Here is an 18,643-nt window from a genome sequence, read left to right as displayed (position 1 = left end):
TAAAAATCCGCCCTAGTTGAGCGGATGAAACGATGGAAAAAGGCGTGCTTTCACCATCGTTTCATCTTCTCAATCCCCGAAGAATATGAAACGATACAAGGAAGGCAGGTCTCCTGACTTGCGCTTCTTCCTACTTTGGATTCCTTCCCATATACGTGCCACAAACAGCTGACGTATACAGTGGTGTTGTTTCCATTTCGTCTGCGCACACAGTTGCGGGGACAGCTCTGGATTCGCACCAGATTCCCTATTAAGTCCATTGGGACACCTTCACTTGCTGGTTTCAATATATAGTTACTTTTTGTTTTTTTATCACAATATATTGTATAAAAAAGGTTTACGTTTAAAACTATAACGAAAAATTTCAACATTTGCAATCATTATTTTTCATCATTTGCTAAGTAGCGCCGATCTTTCATAAACAGTCGCCAAAAATAAATGAAACCTGGAAATAAAATTGCAAAGCCGACAATATACGTCACGAAAAGGGCGCGAAACGTATTCGGATGTGTAAATCCAGACTCGATTGTTATATCTGGATAAATCATGTATGGTAAATGAGCTTTTCCATATGCGTAACTTGCACAAAAATATTGTAATACAATTGCTACAACTGCAAGGCGGGGCATTCCACGTCCGTTTTTCTTTTTCCATGAAGGAAGAAAAAGAGCTAAACCAGCCGCGAGAAATAGTGCGACAGAAGCGGCAAGCCATGGCCAATACGCAATCATCCCATCATACAACCAACGCGCTTCGCTTCGCATCGTGATCATAATTAAAATTGAAGAGAGGAGAGCAAATGGCCCGATAATGAGCGCATCGCGACGATAAATTGCATAGGCTTCGGTTTCATTTGCTTCGTTCGAGTAATCCGCCAATAAAAGTGAAGAAAGAAAAAGTGTGCTTGTTATAGCAAAGGCAATGAATGCATATTCGTGTGGGCTTGTAAATAGACGGTCTAGACGAAGGTGACTGACGCTATTAACCGTTTCAACGAAAGATCCATGTGTAATGGGTAAGACGCTAATTAAAAAGGCTGGAATAAGCAAACCGCTTATACCAGAAATGTAAACGAGCACTTTTTCATACTTAGGAGCAACGTGTGAAAAAACGAGAAACGCACTGCGAATAGTGAGCAAAAGTAAAATGATGCTTCCAGGAATGAGTAAAATCGTGCCGAGCATAAACGTTGCTCCTGGAAAAAAGCTAACGAGCGCCACGACGATCGCGACGATAAATACATTTGTCACTTCCCATGTCGGCGACAAATATCGATTGGCAATTTTCGTCGCTTTCGTTTGAGGGCGGTTCATATATACCATCGACCAAAAACCAGCTCCAAAGTCCATCGTCGCCATGACGGCGTAAATAAAAATAAATCCCCATAAAATCGAAATAGCAATTAATTCATCTGTCATCATCTTGCTCCTTTCTACATGTGTGTAGATAAATGTTGTTCAATCGGATGACGGCGGAAGTACGAACGTAAGACGAGCACGACGGCTACAAGTAAAAATACGTAAATGGACGTAAATAAAAGAAAAAGTGTTCCTAAATTTGTTGATTGAGTCACAGCTTCTGCAGTTGTCATCATGCGATAAATAACCCACGGTTGCCTGCCTGTGCAAGCAAAAATCCAACCAAATTCAATGCCGAGAAGGGAGAGGGGACCGGCGGTAACGATCGTCCACATAAACCAGTTCGGAAATATGTGTTGTTTTTTTACTCGATGCCAAATGAATCCGACGATCGAAAGAAGGAGCAGAAACATGCCAATCCCGACCATTGCGTTAAAAAGTGTATGGACGAATAACGGAGGCCACCATTCTTCAGGGAAATCATTTAACCCGACAACGACGGTATCGAATCGATTACCAGCTAAAAAGCTAAGCAGCCACGGAATTTCAATGCCCCATTTTACCGTTTGTGTTTCGCGATCTGTAAAACCACCGATAACGAGGGGGGCGTGCGACTGTGTTTCAAACAATCCTTCGGCAGCGGCTAATTTTTCAGGTTGATACTCATGAAGGAGTTGCGCTGATTCATGTCCGTTGATCGCCGTTAATAGAGAAAACACACCGCCGACTGTTAGCCCGAGCATCAGTGCTTTTTTATGAAAAAGCTGAATGCGCTCGTTATGTTTATTTTTCAACATCTTATAGGCAGCGATGGAAGCAATCGTAAAAGCTCCGGTCATATAAGCTGATAAAACAACGTGTGTAGCTGTAACTGCGAAGCTCGGATTAAAAAACGCCTTCCATGGGTCGACGTCGACAATTTGTCCATTTTCGATCCGAAAGCCTGTCGGCGTACCTTCAAAGGCATGTACGTTCGTAATTAAAATGGCAGAAGCGGCTGCCCCAATGGCAACAAACGCCAAGCTCACGATGCGCATCGTTGGAGAAATGCGGTTAGCGGCATATACGTAAATGGATAAAAACAACGCTTCAACGAAAAACGCATAAATCTCAATTTGAAATGGGAGTGCCATCACTTTTCCGATCACTTCCATAAACCCTGGCCATAAAAGAGAAAGCTGTACGCCCGCAATCGTTCCAGACGGGATTGCTACGCCAAGCAAAATGGCGAGCGCTTTCGTCCAACGATTTGCCATGAGTGCATAGTCATTGTCTTTTGTTTTTTGATATAGCAACTCAGCTAATAAAATCATAAGCGGAATACCAACTCCGAGCGTCGCAAAAATAATGTGAAACGCCATCGTTGTGCCAAAGAGCGTTCTTGCTGTTAATACGTGATCCATACCGAAATGTTCATTCCTTTCCATACATTGTCGTTTCATAGTTTGATGTGAAAAGAGAAAAAATATGCAAAAAAAAATAAGCGACCGTTACGATCGCTTATTGTAGTGCTTTTTTTAATGCGGATATATTGTCATTCATAATTGCAAAGTAATCTTTGTTGTTTGCAATATCATTATTTGTACGAGCTTCTAAGTTGTGAAGAATAAGCACATCAGCCCCAATTTCATTTTTTACAACTTCAGCAATTTTGGATGTCACGTTTTGTTCAAAAAAGATATAGCGTATGTCATGCTCTTTTGCTGTTTGAATGATTGAAGCAAGTTGTTTTTGTGACGGTTCGTTTGTTGGTGATAGCCCCGTTACACTTATTTGTTTTAAGCCGTATCGTTTTTCCCAATAGCCGTATGCGGCATGAGCAACAAGAATTTCTTTTGTTTTCGCGTCTTTTATCAATTGTTGAAACTGGCTATCGAGCTGTTCAAGCTGCTGTTTTAACGAAGCAAAGTTTTGTTCAAAATCTTGTTTCGCCTCAGGTTTTAGTTCTATTAGTGTTTGTTTAATTGTTTCAGCCATTTGAATGGAATAAATCGGATCCAGCCAAATGTGAGGATCTACATTTCCGTGATCATGTTCGTCTTTTTGTTCATCTTCATGCGCATGTTCATCTTCATGCGCATGTTCGTTTTCGTGAGCATGCTCATCTTCATGAGTATGATTGGATCGAAGTAAATCCATTCCTGCGGTTGCTTCCATGAACTTGACTCGCTCATTTTCTAGCGTTTTGACGATGCGTTCAACAAATCCTTCCATACCTTGACCGATGTAAATGAAAGCGTCAGCATCTGCGATTTGTTGCATCGTTTTTGCTGTCGGTTCATATGTGTGAACATCGACACCAGGAGGGTATACGCTTTCCACTTGAACGTGCTCGCCGCCGATTTTTTGAGCAAAATCTTGAAGTGGGTATACAGTTGTATAAATGATAAGTTTGTTGTTTGTTTTCTCGGTCGTTGACGGCGCTAGTTGTTCTTGTTTATTACATCCAAATAATGTTAGTGTGATCGTAAGAATGATTGATAAAATGATGTTCAACCTCATTTTTTTCCTCCTTCCAAAAAGAAGGATGTCTCTGAAAAACAGAAAACATCCTTTTCTCTCGTCTTATTATATCGTAATCGTTACGATTTGAAAACTATGAAAAACTAACAAATGGCGGAAGCGGGTCGACAAATGTTGACCAATCTTTGTCCATTTCTTCATCCGTTAACAAGCATGTATCGAGTGAAGAAGAAATTTCTTGTTCATCCATATCGATACCGATAAACACGAGTTCCGTCATGCGGTCACCATACGTATCGTCCCATTTTGCGCGCAATTCTTGCTCTTCTTGCAAAATGCGTTCACGTTCATGTGGAGGATATGTCGCAATCCATTCGCCAGCCCCCTGAATCATAATGGACGGTCCAGCTTGCGAAAGAAGTCCACACATATTGTTGCGCGAAGCGAGCCAGAAAAAGCCTTTTGCACGAACGACTTCCACAGGCCAATGTTCAAGCCAATGCATCAAACGCTCAGGGTGAAACGGTCGACGGCGGCGATATACAAAAGAAGAAATGCCATATTCCTCTGTCTCTGGTGTATGTTCTTCATTTAGTTCTTTGATCCATCCAGCCGATTGACTTGCTTTTTCAAAGTCAAATAAGCGCGTATTTAAAATATCATGGAGCGCTACTTTTCCATATGTCGTCCGAATGATTTTCGCTTCTGGATTTAATTTGCGCAAAAGAGTTTCTAATTCGTCTGCATCTTCTTTTGAAATACAATCGATTTTATTTAAAATAAGCACGTTCGCAAATTCAATTTGATCAATTAATAGATCAACGACTTCGCGTGTATCCGTTTCATCGATCGCTTGTTTACGATCCAATAACGTTTCACCTGAAGCGAAATCATGCCAAAAACGATTAGCATCTACGACAGTCACCATCGTATCTAATCGACATTTTGACGTTAAGTCGATCCCGAACTCTTCGTCAATGTAAGTAAACGTTTGAGCGACAGGAATCGGTTCGCTAATACCGGATGATTCGATAACGATATAATCAATATTTCCTGCATCAACAAGTTTTTCAACTTCTTTCATTAAATCTTCCCGCAATGTACAGCAAATACAGCCGTTTTGAATTTGTACAAGTTTTTCTTCGGTGCGTGAAAAGCCACCTTGTTGAATGAGTTCGGCATCAATATTGACCTCGCTCATGTCATTGACGATGACAGCAATTTTTAATCCTTCCCGATTGTTTAAAATATGATTAAGCAACGTTGTTTTCCCAGAGCCTAAATACCCACTTAATACGGTGACAGGAACTTTCATCATATTATTCTCCTTTCTTAAAACGTAATTATTACGATTTACATCGTTTATCATACCGAAAAAGAAGAGAAAGGGCAATTATTTTTCCTCTTTCTCTGGTACAGGATCAAATCCACCGGGATGAAACGGATGGCATTTTAAAATGCGTTTTATTGTTAAATAGCCTCCTTTAAGCGCACCGAAGCGACGAATAGCTTCTAATCCATAATGAGAACAAGTTGGATAAAAGCGGCATGTTGGCGGTTTTAAAGGGGAAATAAATCGTTGATAAAAGCGAATGAGTAAAATGAATATATGCTTCATATCATACACCTCCCCCTATTTTTTCTTATTGTAACATAGATGTATAAATCCATTCCAACAAAAAAAGATGAAAAAAGTCGGACTTTTGTGTATGATAAAAACGTAACAATTAAAAAAGAGGTGGGACATATGCCTTCAGTAGAAAGCTTTGAGCTGGACCATTGTGCGGTCAAGGCACCGTACGTTCGCCATTGTGGTGTCCATCAAGTCGGCAGTGACGGTGTTGTGAATAAATTTGATATTCGCTTTTGTCAGCCAAATAAAGAAGCAATGCAGCCAGCAGCCATTCATACGCTTGAGCATTTGTTAGCGGTGCACATTCGTAAGCATGCCGAAAAATATGATCATTTCGATATTATCGACATTTCCCCAATGGGATGTCAAACAGGTTATTATTTAGTTGTTAGTGGTACACCAACAGTCGAAGAAATTATTGACTTGCTTGAGGCGACAATGAACGAGGCATCGATGGTTACAGAAGTGCCAGCCGCAACAGAAAAAGAGTGCGGTCAAGCGAAATTGCATGATTTAGAAGGAGCCAAACGGCTTATGCGCTATTGGCTATCGCAGCCAAAAGAAGAATTGAAAAAAGTGTTCGGTTAAAAAGTTCAGGATTTTTTCCTGAGCTTTTTTATAAAATAATACAGTACGTTTCATTTTCCAAAAATTTTTTTGTTTGCTACAATGAAGAAGGGGAAAGTTTATAGTTAAGGAGGGAATAAGCGTGAAAGAGAAATTAATTGACATAGTTAATAAACAAATTGCAAATTGGAACGTGCTTTATGTGAAGCTACACAACTATCATTGGTATGTGAAAGGACCACAGTTTTTTACATTGCACACAAAATTTGAAGAGTTATACAATGAAGCAGCGCTACATATCGACGAGTTGGCTGAGCGTCTGTTGGCGTTAGGCGGAAAACCGTTAGCGACGATGAAAGATTATTTAGCGGCAGCTTCTGTACATGAAGCAAAAGGAAATGAAACAGCAGAAGAAATGGTGGAAGAAATCGTTCGCGATTTTGAAACGATGATTCAAGAGTTAAAAGATGGCATGAACTATGCGGGAGAAATTGATGATGAAACGACAGGTGATATGCTTTTAGGCATTCATCAAAGTTTAGAAAAGCACGTATGGATGTTAAAATCGTTTCTTGGATAAGGTGGGGAATCCCACCTTTTTGTGTTTTGTCGAGCGTTTTATGCTTTCGTTGCATGAAAAGAAATGGATCGACTCACACTAACCGTAACAAATCGAAAAGAGGTGGGGCGATGAAAAAAACGTATTATGTTTCGGTGGCGCATGGCGAAATTTCACAAGTGAAAACGGCTTCGCCGTGGGAATTTCGAATTGAGGCGACAGATGAAGAAATCATTCAACTACGTGAGTATTTTGATGAAATGTATTCATCCGATTGGCAATCATTTTGGCGCGCACATGTGCCATATGTGCAATACCATTATGACCGTCCAAATGATGGTTATGATCATGCAATGAAAAAAGTGTACGAGCTCATTTATGAACTTGGAGATGAAGAAGCGAAAAGGCAAATTGAAACGATGGGTGTGATAGAGCTATAAAAGCTGTCAGCGATTGAACTGTGTGGTACAATAAAGAAAACATGCAGTTGAGGGTAGACGGTGATGATAGTATTTCAAGATTATTACGGATATGATGTTCGCCTTTCTTTTTCTGACCATCCTTTTTCAAGACACCCGAAACATGTATTTGTCATTTGCCGTTACGATAACCATTGGCTGTTGACAAATCACGAAATACGCGGCTGGGAGTTTCCAGGTGGCAAAGTAGAAGAAGGAGAAACGGCGGAACAGGCTGCCATTCGCGAGGTAAGAGAAGAAGCAGGGGGCATTGTTCAAACGATCACGTATATCGGACAGTATGAAGTGAAACGCCCAAATGAAACGATCGTAAAAAATATTTATTTTGCCTACGTAGCTTTTCTTGAACAGAGAGAGTCGTATTTTGAAACAAACGGTCCTGTACAAATCGAGCACATACCAGATGATGTAACGACAGACGGACGGTTTAGTTTTATTATGAAAGATGGCGTATGGGCATATACGAAACAAGAGTTACAGCGGCGGGGAATGATTTAAAACCCCACCGCTTTTTCTTTGTGCGTGGGGTTATGCGCGTTTTATTAATTTTTTTTCAAGCCAACCGACAAGCTGGTACATGATGCTAGAGAGTAAAGCGATCATAAGCAAACTTAATAAAACGAGCGTAAAGTTAAACACTTGGAATCCGTAAATAATCATATAGCCGAGCCCTTGTTTCGAAACAAGAAATTCACCGACGATGACACCGACCCAAGATAAGCCAACGTTCACTTTTAGCGTTGAAATAATGGTCGGAAAGGAAGCAGGTAAAATGGCTTCTGTAAACCATTGTCGCTTCGTTGCACCGAACGTTTGAAGTACTTTCATATAATTTGCATCTACTTCTGTAAACGAGGTGTAAACGACAATCGTTGTAATAATGATCGAAATGATCGCTCCCATCGCGACAATCGATGTCATATTTGGACCGAGTGCGACGATGAAAATCGGGCCAAGTGCTACTTTTGGCATGGCGTTTAAAATGACTAAGTACGGATCAACAATTTTTGAGACGCGAGGAAACCACCAAAGTATTGCAGCAAAACAAACGCCAATCATCGTGCCAACAATAAAGCCGAGTATGGTTTCTGTTAATGTGACAGTTGTATGTGAAAGCAATGTGTGATCGCGTATTTTTGTCATAAACAAATGCCAAATTGAGGACGGTGAGCTAAATAAAAGAGGATCGATCCAATGAAAACGGCTTGCGATTTCCCATAAGCTGAAAAATGCAATGACAATGATCGTTTGAAAAAAGCGGACAATCCGTTTTTCACGTTTTTCATATGCCATATACTGATCGTATATACGTTGCAACCATTCATGTTTGTTCAATGCTCTCTAACTCCTTCCAAATCATTTGAAAGAGCGGTGGAAAATCTGGATGTTGACGAGCTTGAAACGGTGTACAAGCTCTTAATGAATCTGGAACGGTAACGATTTTTTGAATTTTTCCTGGTCTAGCGGTAAATAAAACGATCCGATCGCTCATTGCAATGGCTTCACCAATATCGTGCGTGACGAGAAGTGCCGTTTTTCTATATTGTTTTAACGTCTCCCATACGAGATCTTCTAGTTTAAGTTTTGTTTGATAATCGAGCGCAGAAAAAGGTTCATCTAACAACAATATTTTCGGATCGGTTGCAAGTGTACGTACGAGGGCGGCACGCTGGCGCATTCCTCCTGACAATTCATTCGGATAGCGGTCATCGACATCGCGCAGACCGATTTGGTGCAATAAGGCGAGCGTTTGTTTCTTCGTTTTCTCGCTATATTTGCCCGTTAGTTTTAATCCGAGTGTGACGTTTTGTTCAATCGTTTTCCACGGGAACAAATAATCATGTTGGAGCATATATCCAATCGTTTGGCGCATTGTGTGTATCTCTTTTCCTTCGATCAGCACACGCCCTTTTGTCGGGGTGATCAATCCAGCAACAATGGAAAGAAGCGTCGTTTTTCCACAGCCGCTTGGGCCGAGGAAGGAGAGAAATTCTCCCCTCTCGACATTGAGCGATAAATGGTCAAGCGCTAATACGGCAGATTGATTTGTGACGTAGGCGTGCATCACTTGATCAATTGTTAAAATGGGCATGATGTTCACCTACTTTTTTGCTTTTTCAGCGAACGATGTATTCACTAAAATCGAGTGATCAATGTAAGATGGTAACTCATTTGCTTCTTTCATCACGTTTTGAAGATGGTTCCACTCTTCTTCGTCTAAAATCGGATCAGTTGCATATGAGCCTTGATTTTTATAGCGCTCGACGACTTTTTCAATAAGAGCGATATCCGTATTTTCAAAGTATGGCCGAATGACTGTTGCAATTTCCTTTGCATCGTGTGTTTGCACCCATTTCTGTGCTTTATAGAGGGCACGTGTAAATTTTTCGATGACATCTTTATTTTCGTCAATAAAACTTTGTTTTGCCATAAATGTTGTGTACGGGAGGTGTCCAGATTCTGTTCCGAACGAAGCGACAATATACCCTTTTCCTTCTTGTTCAAAAATGCTAGCAGTGGGCTCAAATAGTTGGACGAAATCGCCTGTGCCGCTCGCAAATGCATTGGCGATATTTGCGAATTCAATATTTTGAATGAGATGTAAGTCTTTATGTGGATCGATTCCGTGTTGCTTCAAGACATACTCTCCGACCATTTGCGGCATACCGCCTTTTCGTTGCCCTAAAAATGTCCTTCCTTTCAGTTGATCCCAAGTGAAGTTGGCGATTGGTTCGCGGGAAACTAAAAATGTACCATCGGTTTGTGTCAATTGCGCGAAATTGATGACCGGATCAACGGCTCCTTGACTGTATACGTAAATAGATGTTTCGGAACCGACAAGTGCAATATCTGCTCCGTTCGATAAAAGCGTCGTCATTGTTTTATCGCCGCCCCACGTTGTATTTAGCTCAATATGAAGCCCTTCTTCAGCAAAAAAACCTTTCTCAATTGCCACGTATTGTGGAGCGTAAAAAATTGATCGAGTGACTTCGGCAATGCGCAACGTTTTTACATCATTTGATGAGCAAGCCGCGAGTAAAAACGTCAAAACAATGAGCAAAAACCCCCATTTTCGCATCTTCTTCCCCTCTTTCCTTTCGTTTGCTTTATCGTATGCGCCTAATAAAAATGTGTGAATGCCCGAAAAAGAAAACCGCCGTGACAGATGACACGACGGTTTAATTAATCGAATGTAAGGAAATCAATTCATATGTAACGATCGTTGTCTCGTTTTCAAGAACAAGTTTTTTGACAACAGCTTGCCCTGTTGCTTCTCCGTGTTTTGTTCGTCTTACTTCTAATGGGATATCAAGCGGATATAGACGATAGCCTTCTTTTTGCAAAGTGAATAGATTATGTTCGATTCGTTTTTCTTTTCCGTTCGTGACGATCATCGTTTGAATCTCTAACGGCATACCCATATGGATCACCCCACATTTTTACCTTCATTGAAACACATTTATGACAATTACACAACTACATTTCATATTTTGTAACTACATAATATAAATAAATCATATTACCTAGTAATAAATTCTGTTGACAGGACAAGAATGTAAATGATACGATGGCAATAAGCTTTAAAAAGAGATATTAGAATATTCATTTCTTTTTGAAGCGAAGTGTTTACGTATGAGGGGAGTTTTTTTATTGATGAAACAATTTCATTCATTTGGGTGGTACGCGGCTCGCATTGCCCCGTATTTGCCTGAGGAAGCGTTCCGTCCTGTTCCATCTCGTCTGTTCGGTGGCCTTGCTTACATGCTCGTTTTAGTTAGTAGCATTGTCACGATTTCTTTATTTGATCTACATTGGTTATGGAACGGATTGCTTTCGATTGTTATTGGGTTTTGTTTTGCAGGTTTAGGGTTTTTAGGACATGAAATTTTGCATGGAACGGTCGTAAAGAGAGCATGGCTTCGTGATTTATTAGGTGGTATCGCATTTTTGCCACTTTGCACAGGTCCAAAGTTATGGAGAAAGTGGCATAACGCAACGCATCATGTGCATACTCAACATGAGGAGCTCGACCCAGATGCGTGGCCGACGATCAAACGTTTAGCTCAAAGTCGTTTTCTTCGCTGGATTTACCGCATTCCGTTTCCGATTCGTGCGTTTTTCTCATTTTTGTCTTTAGCAGGGATGTTTACGGTTCATTCACTTCATATGCTTCTTCACTTTTGGAAGGAGTTTGAACGGGGCAGTCGTCGGGCTGTATTTTGGCAGTTTGTATTACCTTGGTCGATATGGATTGGGTTATTGTTGATGATCGGAGTGGAAAAATGGCTTTTTGCGTTCGTTCTTCCATTGCTTATTGGAAATGCGATCGTTATGGGGTACATTTCAACGAATCATCGCTTAAATCCACTCGTTCCGGTTAACGATCCGCTAGCTAATAGCTTAACAGTTATTGTGCCGAAATGGGTTGATGTGTTGCATTTTAACTTTTCACACCATACAGAACATCATTTATTCCCAGCAATGAGTTCAAAATATTATCCGCTAGTTAAACAATATATTAAGCAACTATGGCCGGATCGTTATCATGAAATGCCGATGACAAAAGCATTGATTGCCCTATGGAAAACGCCGCGGCTTTATCATGAGCAAACAGAACTCATCGAACCACGCGAAGGATACGTATACGGAACGCTCGGAAATGGATTGAATATAAATGATCTTTCTCATAAAGTGAAAGAAAATGTTTTAGAAAAAATGGTCAAACAAAAATAAGCGTCATATATGGGCGCTTTTTTTGTTTGTAGAATAAAGATAAGACGTGGGCAATGAGCCACGCCTTATTTTTTCTTTTGGAGCATAAGAGGGAGCTCTAAGTGATGTTCATGTAAAAACGGTTCGTTCGTTAATACGTTTTCTGTCGGACCGTCGTATACGATCGTTCCGTTTGCAAGTACAATCGTTCGCTCACAACACTCAAGTACAAAGTCAAGGTCATGTGTCGTTACAATTTTTGTGTGTGGCAACTCTTGAACGAGGTGAATGAGCGTTCGCCGCGCTTTTGGATCTAACGCCGCCGTCGGTTCATCCATCAGCAAAATTTTTGGTTTCATTGCAAGCACAGTTGCTATAGTGACGAGTCGTTTTTCCCCTTCAGACAAACGATAAGGTGGACGATCTTTTAAATGCATAGCACCAACAATCGTTAAAGCATTTGCTACCCGTTGGTTTACTTCATTTTCATTTATGCCGTCATTGCGAAGTGCGAATGCGACATCATCGTAGACAGTCGGCATAAATAATTGATCGTCTGCTTGTTGAAATGTAAAGCCGACAATTTGACGAATATGTCGTAACGTTTGTTTTGACATGCGCATGTTGTCAATGACAATGCATCCACTTTGTGGTGTATATAATCCGACGAGCAGTTTTAATAACGTTGATTTCCCTGCCCCGTTTGCTCCAATAATTCCAATGCTTTCTCCCTTTTGAACCGAAAAGGAAAGATCGCGAATGGCTTCATGACCATCTGGATATACGTAGAAAACATTCGATACACTTATCATCATATGACCACCAAACGATAAACGATGAACAATATAACCGTTACATATGTATATATCATCTCTTCCGTTGTCCATCGTTTTATTTTTATATGCATATGTTGAATAGAAAAGCCTCGCAACGTCATTGCTTCATACACGCGCTCAGCGCGATCGAAAGTTCGTAAAAGTAAATGTCCAACGAGCGATCCCCAAACGGATAGTTTGATAGCGCGATGGCGTGGGGCTCGCAACATGTACGCCTCGCGAAGGCGTTTTGCTTCCTCTAAAAATAAAAAAATGTATCGATGTGTCAAAAGCAATTGAATAACGAGAAAGCGTGGAATGCGCAAAGAAAGGAGCGCACCAGCAAGTTGTTCAATCGGTGTAGTTAAAAATAAAACGGTTGCTGCAAGTATTGCAAGTGTGTTTTTTAAAACAAATGTAGAAAATGCCATCCATCTTGCTTCGATGTACCAATGGAAAAATAATATATGTTCATCAATAAAAAGCAATTGCGAAACTCCTATGACTGTAGCAAATGGCAATGAAGCGATGAGTACGTGTTTTATATGACGAATGGAAAGGCGACAAAAGATGATCATGGCGATCGGGTAAAGCGATAACGGTATCATTTCAATAAAAGCATATGAATGAAATGATGCAACGACGAAGATGTATGTAAACGTTATAATTAGTGTACTTAGCGGATGAATATTACGTCGTTGCACAATGTTTAGCATATGTGGATAGATCAAGCTTCTCTTCTCCATTTTTTAATAATGTATGGCGCCATGATTGCTACAGCAACAATGAATGCACCGATAATACCAGAAATACTTGTCCCGATATCTAACCATCCGATCGATGCGCCTCCGCTTTTCAGATTGTAGTCAGGAAGCAAAGCAAGCGATTGCTGGAGACGTTCAAACGCGTGATGAATTGCTGTTGTTGCATGCAGTTCATCCGTACCGATCGTATGAAAAATAGACCACTCTAATCCATCTGGCTTAGAAGAAGCGATGGATGAAAAAATGCCACCAATGATGAGAGCGAGCAAACCGAGCGTCCCGATGAGGCGATTCATTGGTGCCTCTATTGTTGGTGAAAGCTCTGGTTTTGTTTTTGTAACAAAGGAGATAACAGTAGCTGTAGCTATTCCTTCTACAATGCCAATCGCTAAGTGAATAGGTTGCATAAATAATGTGAAAGTTGTAAATGGAAGCTCGACTTTGCCTGACAACAATGTTTGAACGACGACACTAAATGCACCGAGTTGTAATCCAACGACAGCAGCGATGATGGAGGCGAACCATATGTTCGTTCGACGAATGAGCTGCTTATATAACGGATACGCGATAAAACATGTGTAAAAGCCGAGATTAAGCACGTTACATCCGAAAGCTAACAGTCCACCATCTGCGAAAAAGAGTGCTTGTATAAATAAAACGACGGATAACGTTAAAAATGCTGCATACGGACCGAGCAAAACGGCAAGCAACAGTCCGCCTCCTAAATGTCCGCTCGATCCTGTACCTGGAATAGCAAAGTTAATCATTTGCGCGGCAAATACAAATGCTCCGAGCACTCCCATAAGTGGCAGCTTTTTTTCATCAGCTTCAATGTTCAATTTTTTTAATGAGTAGCCTGCTATACCTGCTGTAGCCCCCCACATCGCCATTCCTACCGTAGGTGAAATGAGCGCATCTGCCATATGCATCGCTAATATCCCCCCTCATGTTTTATTATAGGGGAGATGTACGATGAAAAGCTATTTTATTTTTTCTTTTAGCTTACTTATTACATAATTTTTCGTCTTTTCGTCATAAACACCATTTTTATTTCCACCAGAAAACATGAGATTGACTCGTTTCACAGCATCTAACGTTTTTTTACCGAATATCCCGTCTTCTGCTCCACATTTGAAATTGATTGCGTTTAGTGCTTGTTGTAAGATGCGCACGTCTTCACCACGATCACCGTATCGTAATACTCTATTCGGAAGTTTGCTTATTAGTTGTTCAATTGGATTTTGCTGTTTTAGTGGTTGATTGAACGATTGAGATGGAGACTTGACTTCTGATTTGTTTACTCTCTTTTCGATAATTATTTGTTGGCTAGGCTGTAATGTTCGAGGATTGATGTCTGGATTTAGACGAAGTAACGTTTTTACACTTACTCCTGTTTTTTGGCTAATTGCCCATAACGTATCTCCTTGTTGAACGGTATATTGTTTTACTTCTTCTTTGATCTGAACAGTGACGTTTTCTTTTTCATTTAGTACTTCTAAGTAGTTAAAGCACGGACATTGTTTCCATTCATATCCTTTCAGCTCGTTGTGTCCTTTTACATCTTTATAGTTCGGCAAGATGCTGACAAGTGTTTTGTATAATGCTTTCAATGATTGTTTTTGCTCATTTGTCGGTTGTTGTGTGCGAAAATCCCCTGTTAAACAAATGCCAATGCAGTATGAATTATGATTGCCAACGTGGTAGCTAATTGTTTCTAAATCGTTGCAAAAATGAATCGTTCCGTCTTGTTCAATAACAAAATGGTATCCGATTCCTGGCCACCCCTTGCTAACATGATAATTAGCAAATGCAAATGCCGAGCCTGTTTTCGTTAAACTATGATGAATAATAATATGTGTTTTTTGCTGCAATGTTGTTTTTTTGTACGACTGTCCAGAACGAGTAGGGAGAAGATGGCGTATATCTTTTAATTGCGGGAGAGCCAATAGTCCATTCATTTTGTATCCTCCTTTTGTTCATTTCTATATACTACTATATGTTTCATAGTAAAAATGGTTTGTACGAAGTCATTAAAAATGAAAAAAGCTGCCGAATAAGCAGGCAGCTTTTGTCGTTTATCCAATTGGTCCACCGAACTGTTCAATGCGTGGGTCAACGTTTTTGAATTTCTTGAAGTTTTCGCGGAACTTCGCCGCAAGTTCTTTTGCTTTTTGTTCGTACTCTGCTTGATCCGCCCATGTGCTTTTTGGTTGTAGCACTTCATCAGGGACACCTGGGACGTGAAGTGGAATGTGTAATCCAAAAATAGGATCTTGAATGGTTTCTACGTTATTTAACTCTCCTTCTAATGCTGCTTTCACCATTGCGCGCGTATACGACAGCTTCATTCGTTCACCAACGCCGTATCCACCACCAGTCCAACCGGTGTTCACTAAAAAGACTTGAACGTCGTGAGCATCGATTTTTTGTCCGAGCATGTCTGCATATCGTGTTGCTGGAAGCGGTAGAAACGGCGAGCCGAAGCATGTAGAGAACGTTGCTTCTGGTGCTGTAATTCCGCGCTCTGTACCCGCTAACTTGCTTGTATACCCGCTTAAGAAATGATACATTGCTTGCTCTTTTGTTAGTTTGCTAATTGGTGGCAATACACCGAACGCATCTGCTGTTAAAAAGACAATTGTATGCGGGTGGCCAGCAACGCTTGGCTGAACGATGTTATCCATTGCTTCAAGCGGGTATGCGGCACGTGTATTTTCAGTTAACGTCGCATCGTCATAGTTTGGTATGCGCGTATCTGGGTCAATCATGACGTTTTCTAATACGGAACCGAAGCGAATCGCGTCAAAAATTTGTGGCTCTTTTTCACGTGATAAGTTAATGCACTTAGCATAACATCCGCCTTCAATATTAAAGACACCGTTGTTTGACCAACCGTGCTCATCATCGCCAATTAAGCGACGGTTTGGATCGGCAGAGAGCGTCGTCTTTCCTGTGCCTGATAAACCGAAAAAGAGCGCGACATCTCCTTCTTGACCAACGTTTGCTGAGCAGTGCATCGGGAAGATTCCTTGCTCTGGCAATAAGAAGTTCATGACTGAGAAAATTGATTTTTTCATTTCGCCTGCATATTCTGTCCCACCAATTAGCACAGTGCGACGTTCAAATGAGATGATAATAAACGTTTCCGAACGCGTGCCGTCAACAGCTGGATCGGCTTTAAATGTTGGAGCAGAAATGACTGTAAATTGTGACTCATGCGCTTGTAATTCTTCCTGTGTTGGACGAATGAACAACTGATGGGCGAATAAGTTATGCCAAGCAAATTCGTTGACAACTTGAATTGGCAAACGATAAGCTGGATCAGCGCCTGCAAAGCCATTAAATACAAACAGTTCTTCCTTTGTCATTAAATAATCGATCACTTTGTTGTAAAGTTTATCAAATACTTCTTCAGAAATTGGCTGATTGACAGTTCCCCAATCAATTTTATGTTTCACGGATGGCTCTTCGACAATATATTTATCTTTCGGGGAGCGACCTGTATATTTTCCTGTTGTTGCACAAATCGCTCCTGATAAAGTAAGAATGCCTTCTTTCCGAGTTAATACCTTCTCTACTAGTCGTGGTACAGATAAGTTATGAAAAACCCCATCCCTTTGTAAGAGTGTCGATAATTTGTTTGTCAGTTCAATGGAATTCATTGGACAAAACCTACCTTTGTTTGATTTATCTTTATGTAAAAAGTATAACACATTTTAATAAATAGTCCATACTAATTCGTGTATTTTTCTTGAATTTATTTTCAAAATCATTACAGTAGAAAAAACGTTGACTCGCTGATGATATATGTGATATGATGCTGAGATGAACGGATACTCTTATCCCGAGTTGGTGGAGGGAGACAGGCCCGATGAAACCCAGCAACCGTCACGTATGTGAAAAGGTGCTAACCTGTGGCAAGGGAACGCCCTTGAACGATAAGAGTGAAAGGCGCAGACAAATGCAAAAACCTTTCCTCTGAAGGAAAGGTTTTTTTCACGATAGACCATAATAAGAGGGATGAGTACCGTATCATTTGTCATTATTATTGAGGAGGAATGTTTGAATGCCTAAACGTCGTCTGTTTACGTCTGAATCTGTAACGGAAGGGCATCCGGATAAAATTTGTGACCAAATTTCCGATGCGATTTTAGATGCGATTTTAGCGAATGATCCAAATGCGCGTGTTGCGTGTGAAACGAGCGTAACAACAGGGCTTGTTTTAGTGAGCGGGGAAATTACAACATCTACATATGTAGATATTCCGAAAATTGTCCGTGAAACGATTCGTGAAATTGGCTATACGCGCGCAAAATACGGCTTTGATGCAGATACGTGCGCTGTATTAACATCAATTGATGAGCAATCTCCAGATATTGCGATGGGTGTTGACAAAGCGTTAGAAGCTCGTGAAGGGCAAATGACAGATGAAGAAATCGAGGCGATCGGTGCAGGTGACCAAGGATTAATGTTTGGCTTCGCGTGCAACGAAACGAAAGAGCTTATGCCGCTTCCAATTTCGCTCGCACATAAACTTGCGCGCCGTCTAGCTGAAGTGCGGAAAGAAGATATCTTACCTTATTTACGTCCAGACGGAAAAACGCAAGTGACAGTGGAGTATGATGAAAACGGCAAACCTGTACGTATCGATACGATCGTTGTTTCTACACAACATCATCCAGAAATTACACAAGATCAAATTGTACGCAACATTAAAGAGCATGTCATTCAACCTGTTGTTCCAGCGGAGTTGATCGATGAAAACACAAAATATTTCATTAACCCAACAGGTCGTTTCGTTATCGGCGGCCCACAAGGTGATGCAGGGTTAACAGGACGCAAAATTATCGTTGACACGTACGGTGGTTATGCTCGTCACGGTGGTGGAGCATTCTCAGGAAAAGACCCAACGAAAGTAGACCGTTCGGCAGCATATGCCGCTCGTTACGTAGCGAAAAACATCGTTGCAGCAGGTCTTGCAGATAAATGTGAAGTGCAGTTAGCGTATGCGATCGGTGTGGCGCAACCAGTATCAATTTCCATTGATACGTTCGGCACAGGTAAAGTATCTGAAGATGTATTAATTGAAGTGGTGCGCAACAATTTTGACCTTCGCCCAGCAGGCATCATCAAAATGCTTGATCTTCGCCGTCCAATTTACAAACAAACAGCTGCTTACGGTCACTTTGGTCGCACAGATATTGATCTTCCTTGGGAGCGTACTGATAAAGCAGAAGCATTAAAACAACAAGCGTTACAGTTAGCGAAGTAAGAAAAAGGGAGAGAGTTACG

Annotated in this window: 20 protein-coding genes and 2 riboswitches; of the genes, 6 read left to right on the top strand and 14 right to left on the bottom strand. The window is 40.8% G+C overall.

Going from position 1 to position 18,643, the window contains the following annotated elements; translation table 11 throughout:
* Positions 1–86: 86 nt before the first annotated feature.
* A riboswitch (cobalamin riboswitch) is annotated at positions 87–287 on the bottom strand.
* Between the two features lie 93 nt (positions 288–380).
* The 5 genes from HNQ82_RS12560 to yidD form a co-directional block, all read right to left on the bottom strand.
* Positions 381–1,418 carry a cytochrome d ubiquinol oxidase subunit II gene (locus HNQ82_RS12560; RefSeq protein WP_183250067.1) on the bottom strand — a complete coding sequence of 346 codons (1,038 nt, stop codon included), beginning with the start codon at positions 1,416–1,418 and terminating at the stop codon, positions 381–383.
* A gap of 14 nt (positions 1,419–1,432) precedes the next feature.
* Complete coding sequence (locus HNQ82_RS12555) at positions 1,433–2,761, bottom strand: cytochrome ubiquinol oxidase subunit I (RefSeq protein ID WP_183250107.1); 1,329 nt, start codon at positions 2,759–2,761, stop codon at positions 1,433–1,435.
* A 97-nt stretch (positions 2,762–2,858) separates the two neighbouring features.
* Positions 2,859–3,860 (bottom strand): metal ABC transporter substrate-binding protein, encoded by a 1,002-nt coding sequence (locus HNQ82_RS12550; RefSeq protein ID WP_183250065.1) that lies wholly within the window; start codon positions 3,858–3,860, stop codon positions 2,859–2,861.
* Positions 3,861–3,954: 94 nt separating this feature from the next.
* On the bottom strand, positions 3,955–5,139 hold the full coding sequence (locus HNQ82_RS12545; RefSeq protein WP_183250063.1) for a GTP-binding protein: 1,185 nt from the start codon (positions 5,137–5,139) through the stop codon (positions 3,955–3,957).
* 75 nt (positions 5,140–5,214) lie between these two features.
* Positions 5,215–5,439 (bottom strand): membrane protein insertion efficiency factor YidD, encoded by a 225-nt coding sequence (yidD, locus tag HNQ82_RS12540; protein WP_032100458.1) that lies wholly within the window; start codon positions 5,437–5,439, stop codon positions 5,215–5,217.
* A gap of 129 nt (positions 5,440–5,568) precedes the next feature.
* On the opposite strand from yidD, the gene HNQ82_RS12535 reads away from it, so the two are divergent.
* The 4 genes from HNQ82_RS12535 to ytkD all read left to right on the top strand — a co-directional run bounded on the left by HNQ82_RS12535 (position 5,569) and on the right by ytkD (position 7,557).
* A complete protein-coding gene (locus tag HNQ82_RS12535) occupies positions 5,569–6,042 on the top strand; it encodes an S-ribosylhomocysteine lyase (RefSeq protein WP_055440163.1) in 474 nt (157 codons plus the stop codon).
* 121 nt (positions 6,043–6,163) lie between these two features.
* On the top strand, positions 6,164–6,601 hold the full coding sequence (locus HNQ82_RS12530; protein WP_055440162.1) for a Dps family protein: 438 nt from the start codon (positions 6,164–6,166) through the stop codon (positions 6,599–6,601).
* A 110-nt stretch (positions 6,602–6,711) separates the two neighbouring features.
* Positions 6,712–7,020 carry a hydrolase gene (locus tag HNQ82_RS12525; RefSeq protein ID WP_183250060.1) on the top strand — a complete coding sequence of 103 codons (309 nt, stop codon included), beginning with the start codon at positions 6,712–6,714 and terminating at the stop codon, positions 7,018–7,020.
* Positions 7,021–7,083: 63 nt separating this feature from the next.
* A complete protein-coding gene (ytkD, locus tag HNQ82_RS12520; RefSeq protein WP_183250105.1) occupies positions 7,084–7,557 on the top strand; it encodes an RNA deprotection pyrophosphohydrolase in 474 nt (157 codons plus the stop codon).
* 30 nt (positions 7,558–7,587) lie between these two features.
* Here the strand turns inward: ytkD and HNQ82_RS12515 are convergent, their stop codons facing one another.
* The 4 genes from HNQ82_RS12515 to HNQ82_RS12500 form a co-directional block, all read right to left on the bottom strand.
* Positions 7,588–8,394, bottom strand: a complete 807-nt coding sequence (locus HNQ82_RS12515; protein WP_183250059.1) for an ABC transporter permease — start codon at positions 8,392–8,394, stop codon at positions 7,588–7,590.
* Entirely contained in the window at positions 8,381–9,151 is a 771-nt protein-coding gene (locus tag HNQ82_RS12510; RefSeq protein WP_183250056.1) for an ABC transporter ATP-binding protein, read from the bottom strand. The genes HNQ82_RS12515 and HNQ82_RS12510 overlap by 14 nt, the downstream gene beginning before the upstream one ends.
* Positions 9,152–9,160: 9 nt before the next feature.
* Positions 9,161–10,138, bottom strand: coding sequence for an ABC transporter substrate-binding protein (locus HNQ82_RS12505; protein ID WP_183250054.1), 978 nt, complete (start codon positions 10,136–10,138; stop codon positions 9,161–9,163).
* A 100-nt stretch (positions 10,139–10,238) separates the two neighbouring features.
* Positions 10,239–10,481, bottom strand: a complete 243-nt coding sequence (locus tag HNQ82_RS12500; RefSeq protein ID WP_055440158.1) for a DUF2584 domain-containing protein — start codon at positions 10,479–10,481, stop codon at positions 10,239–10,241.
* A gap of 232 nt (positions 10,482–10,713) precedes the next feature.
* On the opposite strand from HNQ82_RS12500, the gene desB reads away from it, so the two are divergent.
* Positions 10,714–11,793 (top strand): Delta(10) desaturase DesB, encoded by a 1,080-nt coding sequence (gene desB / locus HNQ82_RS12495; protein WP_183250103.1) that lies wholly within the window; start codon positions 10,714–10,716, stop codon positions 11,791–11,793.
* Between the two features lie 65 nt (positions 11,794–11,858).
* On the opposite strand, the gene HNQ82_RS12490 is transcribed toward desB, so the two are convergent.
* The 5 genes from HNQ82_RS12490 to pckA all read right to left on the bottom strand — a co-directional run bounded on the left by HNQ82_RS12490 (position 11,859) and on the right by pckA (position 17,013).
* Positions 11,859–12,584 carry an energy-coupling factor ABC transporter ATP-binding protein gene (locus HNQ82_RS12490; protein ID WP_246349050.1) on the bottom strand — a complete coding sequence of 242 codons (726 nt, stop codon included), beginning with the start codon at positions 12,582–12,584 and terminating at the stop codon, positions 11,859–11,861.
* Positions 12,584–13,318: an energy-coupling factor transporter transmembrane component T family protein gene (locus tag HNQ82_RS12485; protein ID WP_246349048.1), complete on the bottom strand. Its 735-nt coding sequence runs from the start codon at positions 13,316–13,318 to the stop codon at positions 12,584–12,586. The genes HNQ82_RS12490 and HNQ82_RS12485 overlap by 1 nt, the downstream gene beginning before the upstream one ends.
* The gene (locus tag HNQ82_RS12480) at positions 13,315–14,280 is read right to left on the bottom strand and encodes an energy-coupling factor ABC transporter permease (RefSeq protein ID WP_183250048.1); all 966 of its coding nucleotides are present in this window, start codon (positions 14,278–14,280) and stop codon (positions 13,315–13,317) included. Before HNQ82_RS12480 ends, HNQ82_RS12485 begins: the two co-directional genes overlap by 4 nt.
* 51 nt (positions 14,281–14,331) lie before the next feature.
* A complete protein-coding gene (locus tag HNQ82_RS12475; RefSeq protein WP_183250046.1) occupies positions 14,332–15,309 on the bottom strand; it encodes an N-acetylmuramoyl-L-alanine amidase in 978 nt (325 codons plus the stop codon).
* A 117-nt stretch (positions 15,310–15,426) separates the two neighbouring features.
* A complete protein-coding gene (gene pckA / locus HNQ82_RS12470; protein WP_183250044.1) occupies positions 15,427–17,013 on the bottom strand; it encodes a phosphoenolpyruvate carboxykinase (ATP) in 1,587 nt (528 codons plus the stop codon).
* A 174-nt stretch (positions 17,014–17,187) separates the two neighbouring features.
* Positions 17,188–17,296, top strand: a riboswitch (SAM riboswitch).
* Positions 17,297–17,417: 121 nt separating this feature from the next.
* Between pckA and metK the strand changes: the two genes are divergently transcribed.
* Positions 17,418–18,623 (top strand): methionine adenosyltransferase, encoded by a 1,206-nt coding sequence (gene metK, locus HNQ82_RS12465; protein WP_004888955.1) that lies wholly within the window; start codon positions 17,418–17,420, stop codon positions 18,621–18,623.
* The last annotated feature ends 20 nt before the right edge of the window (positions 18,624–18,643 follow it).

This window comes from Anoxybacillus tengchongensis (assembly GCF_014201585.1).
Classification (GTDB): Bacteria; Bacillota; Bacilli; order Bacillales; family Anoxybacillaceae; genus Anoxybacillus; species Anoxybacillus tengchongensis.
This window is presented reverse-complemented; position numbering and strand designations above follow the sequence as displayed.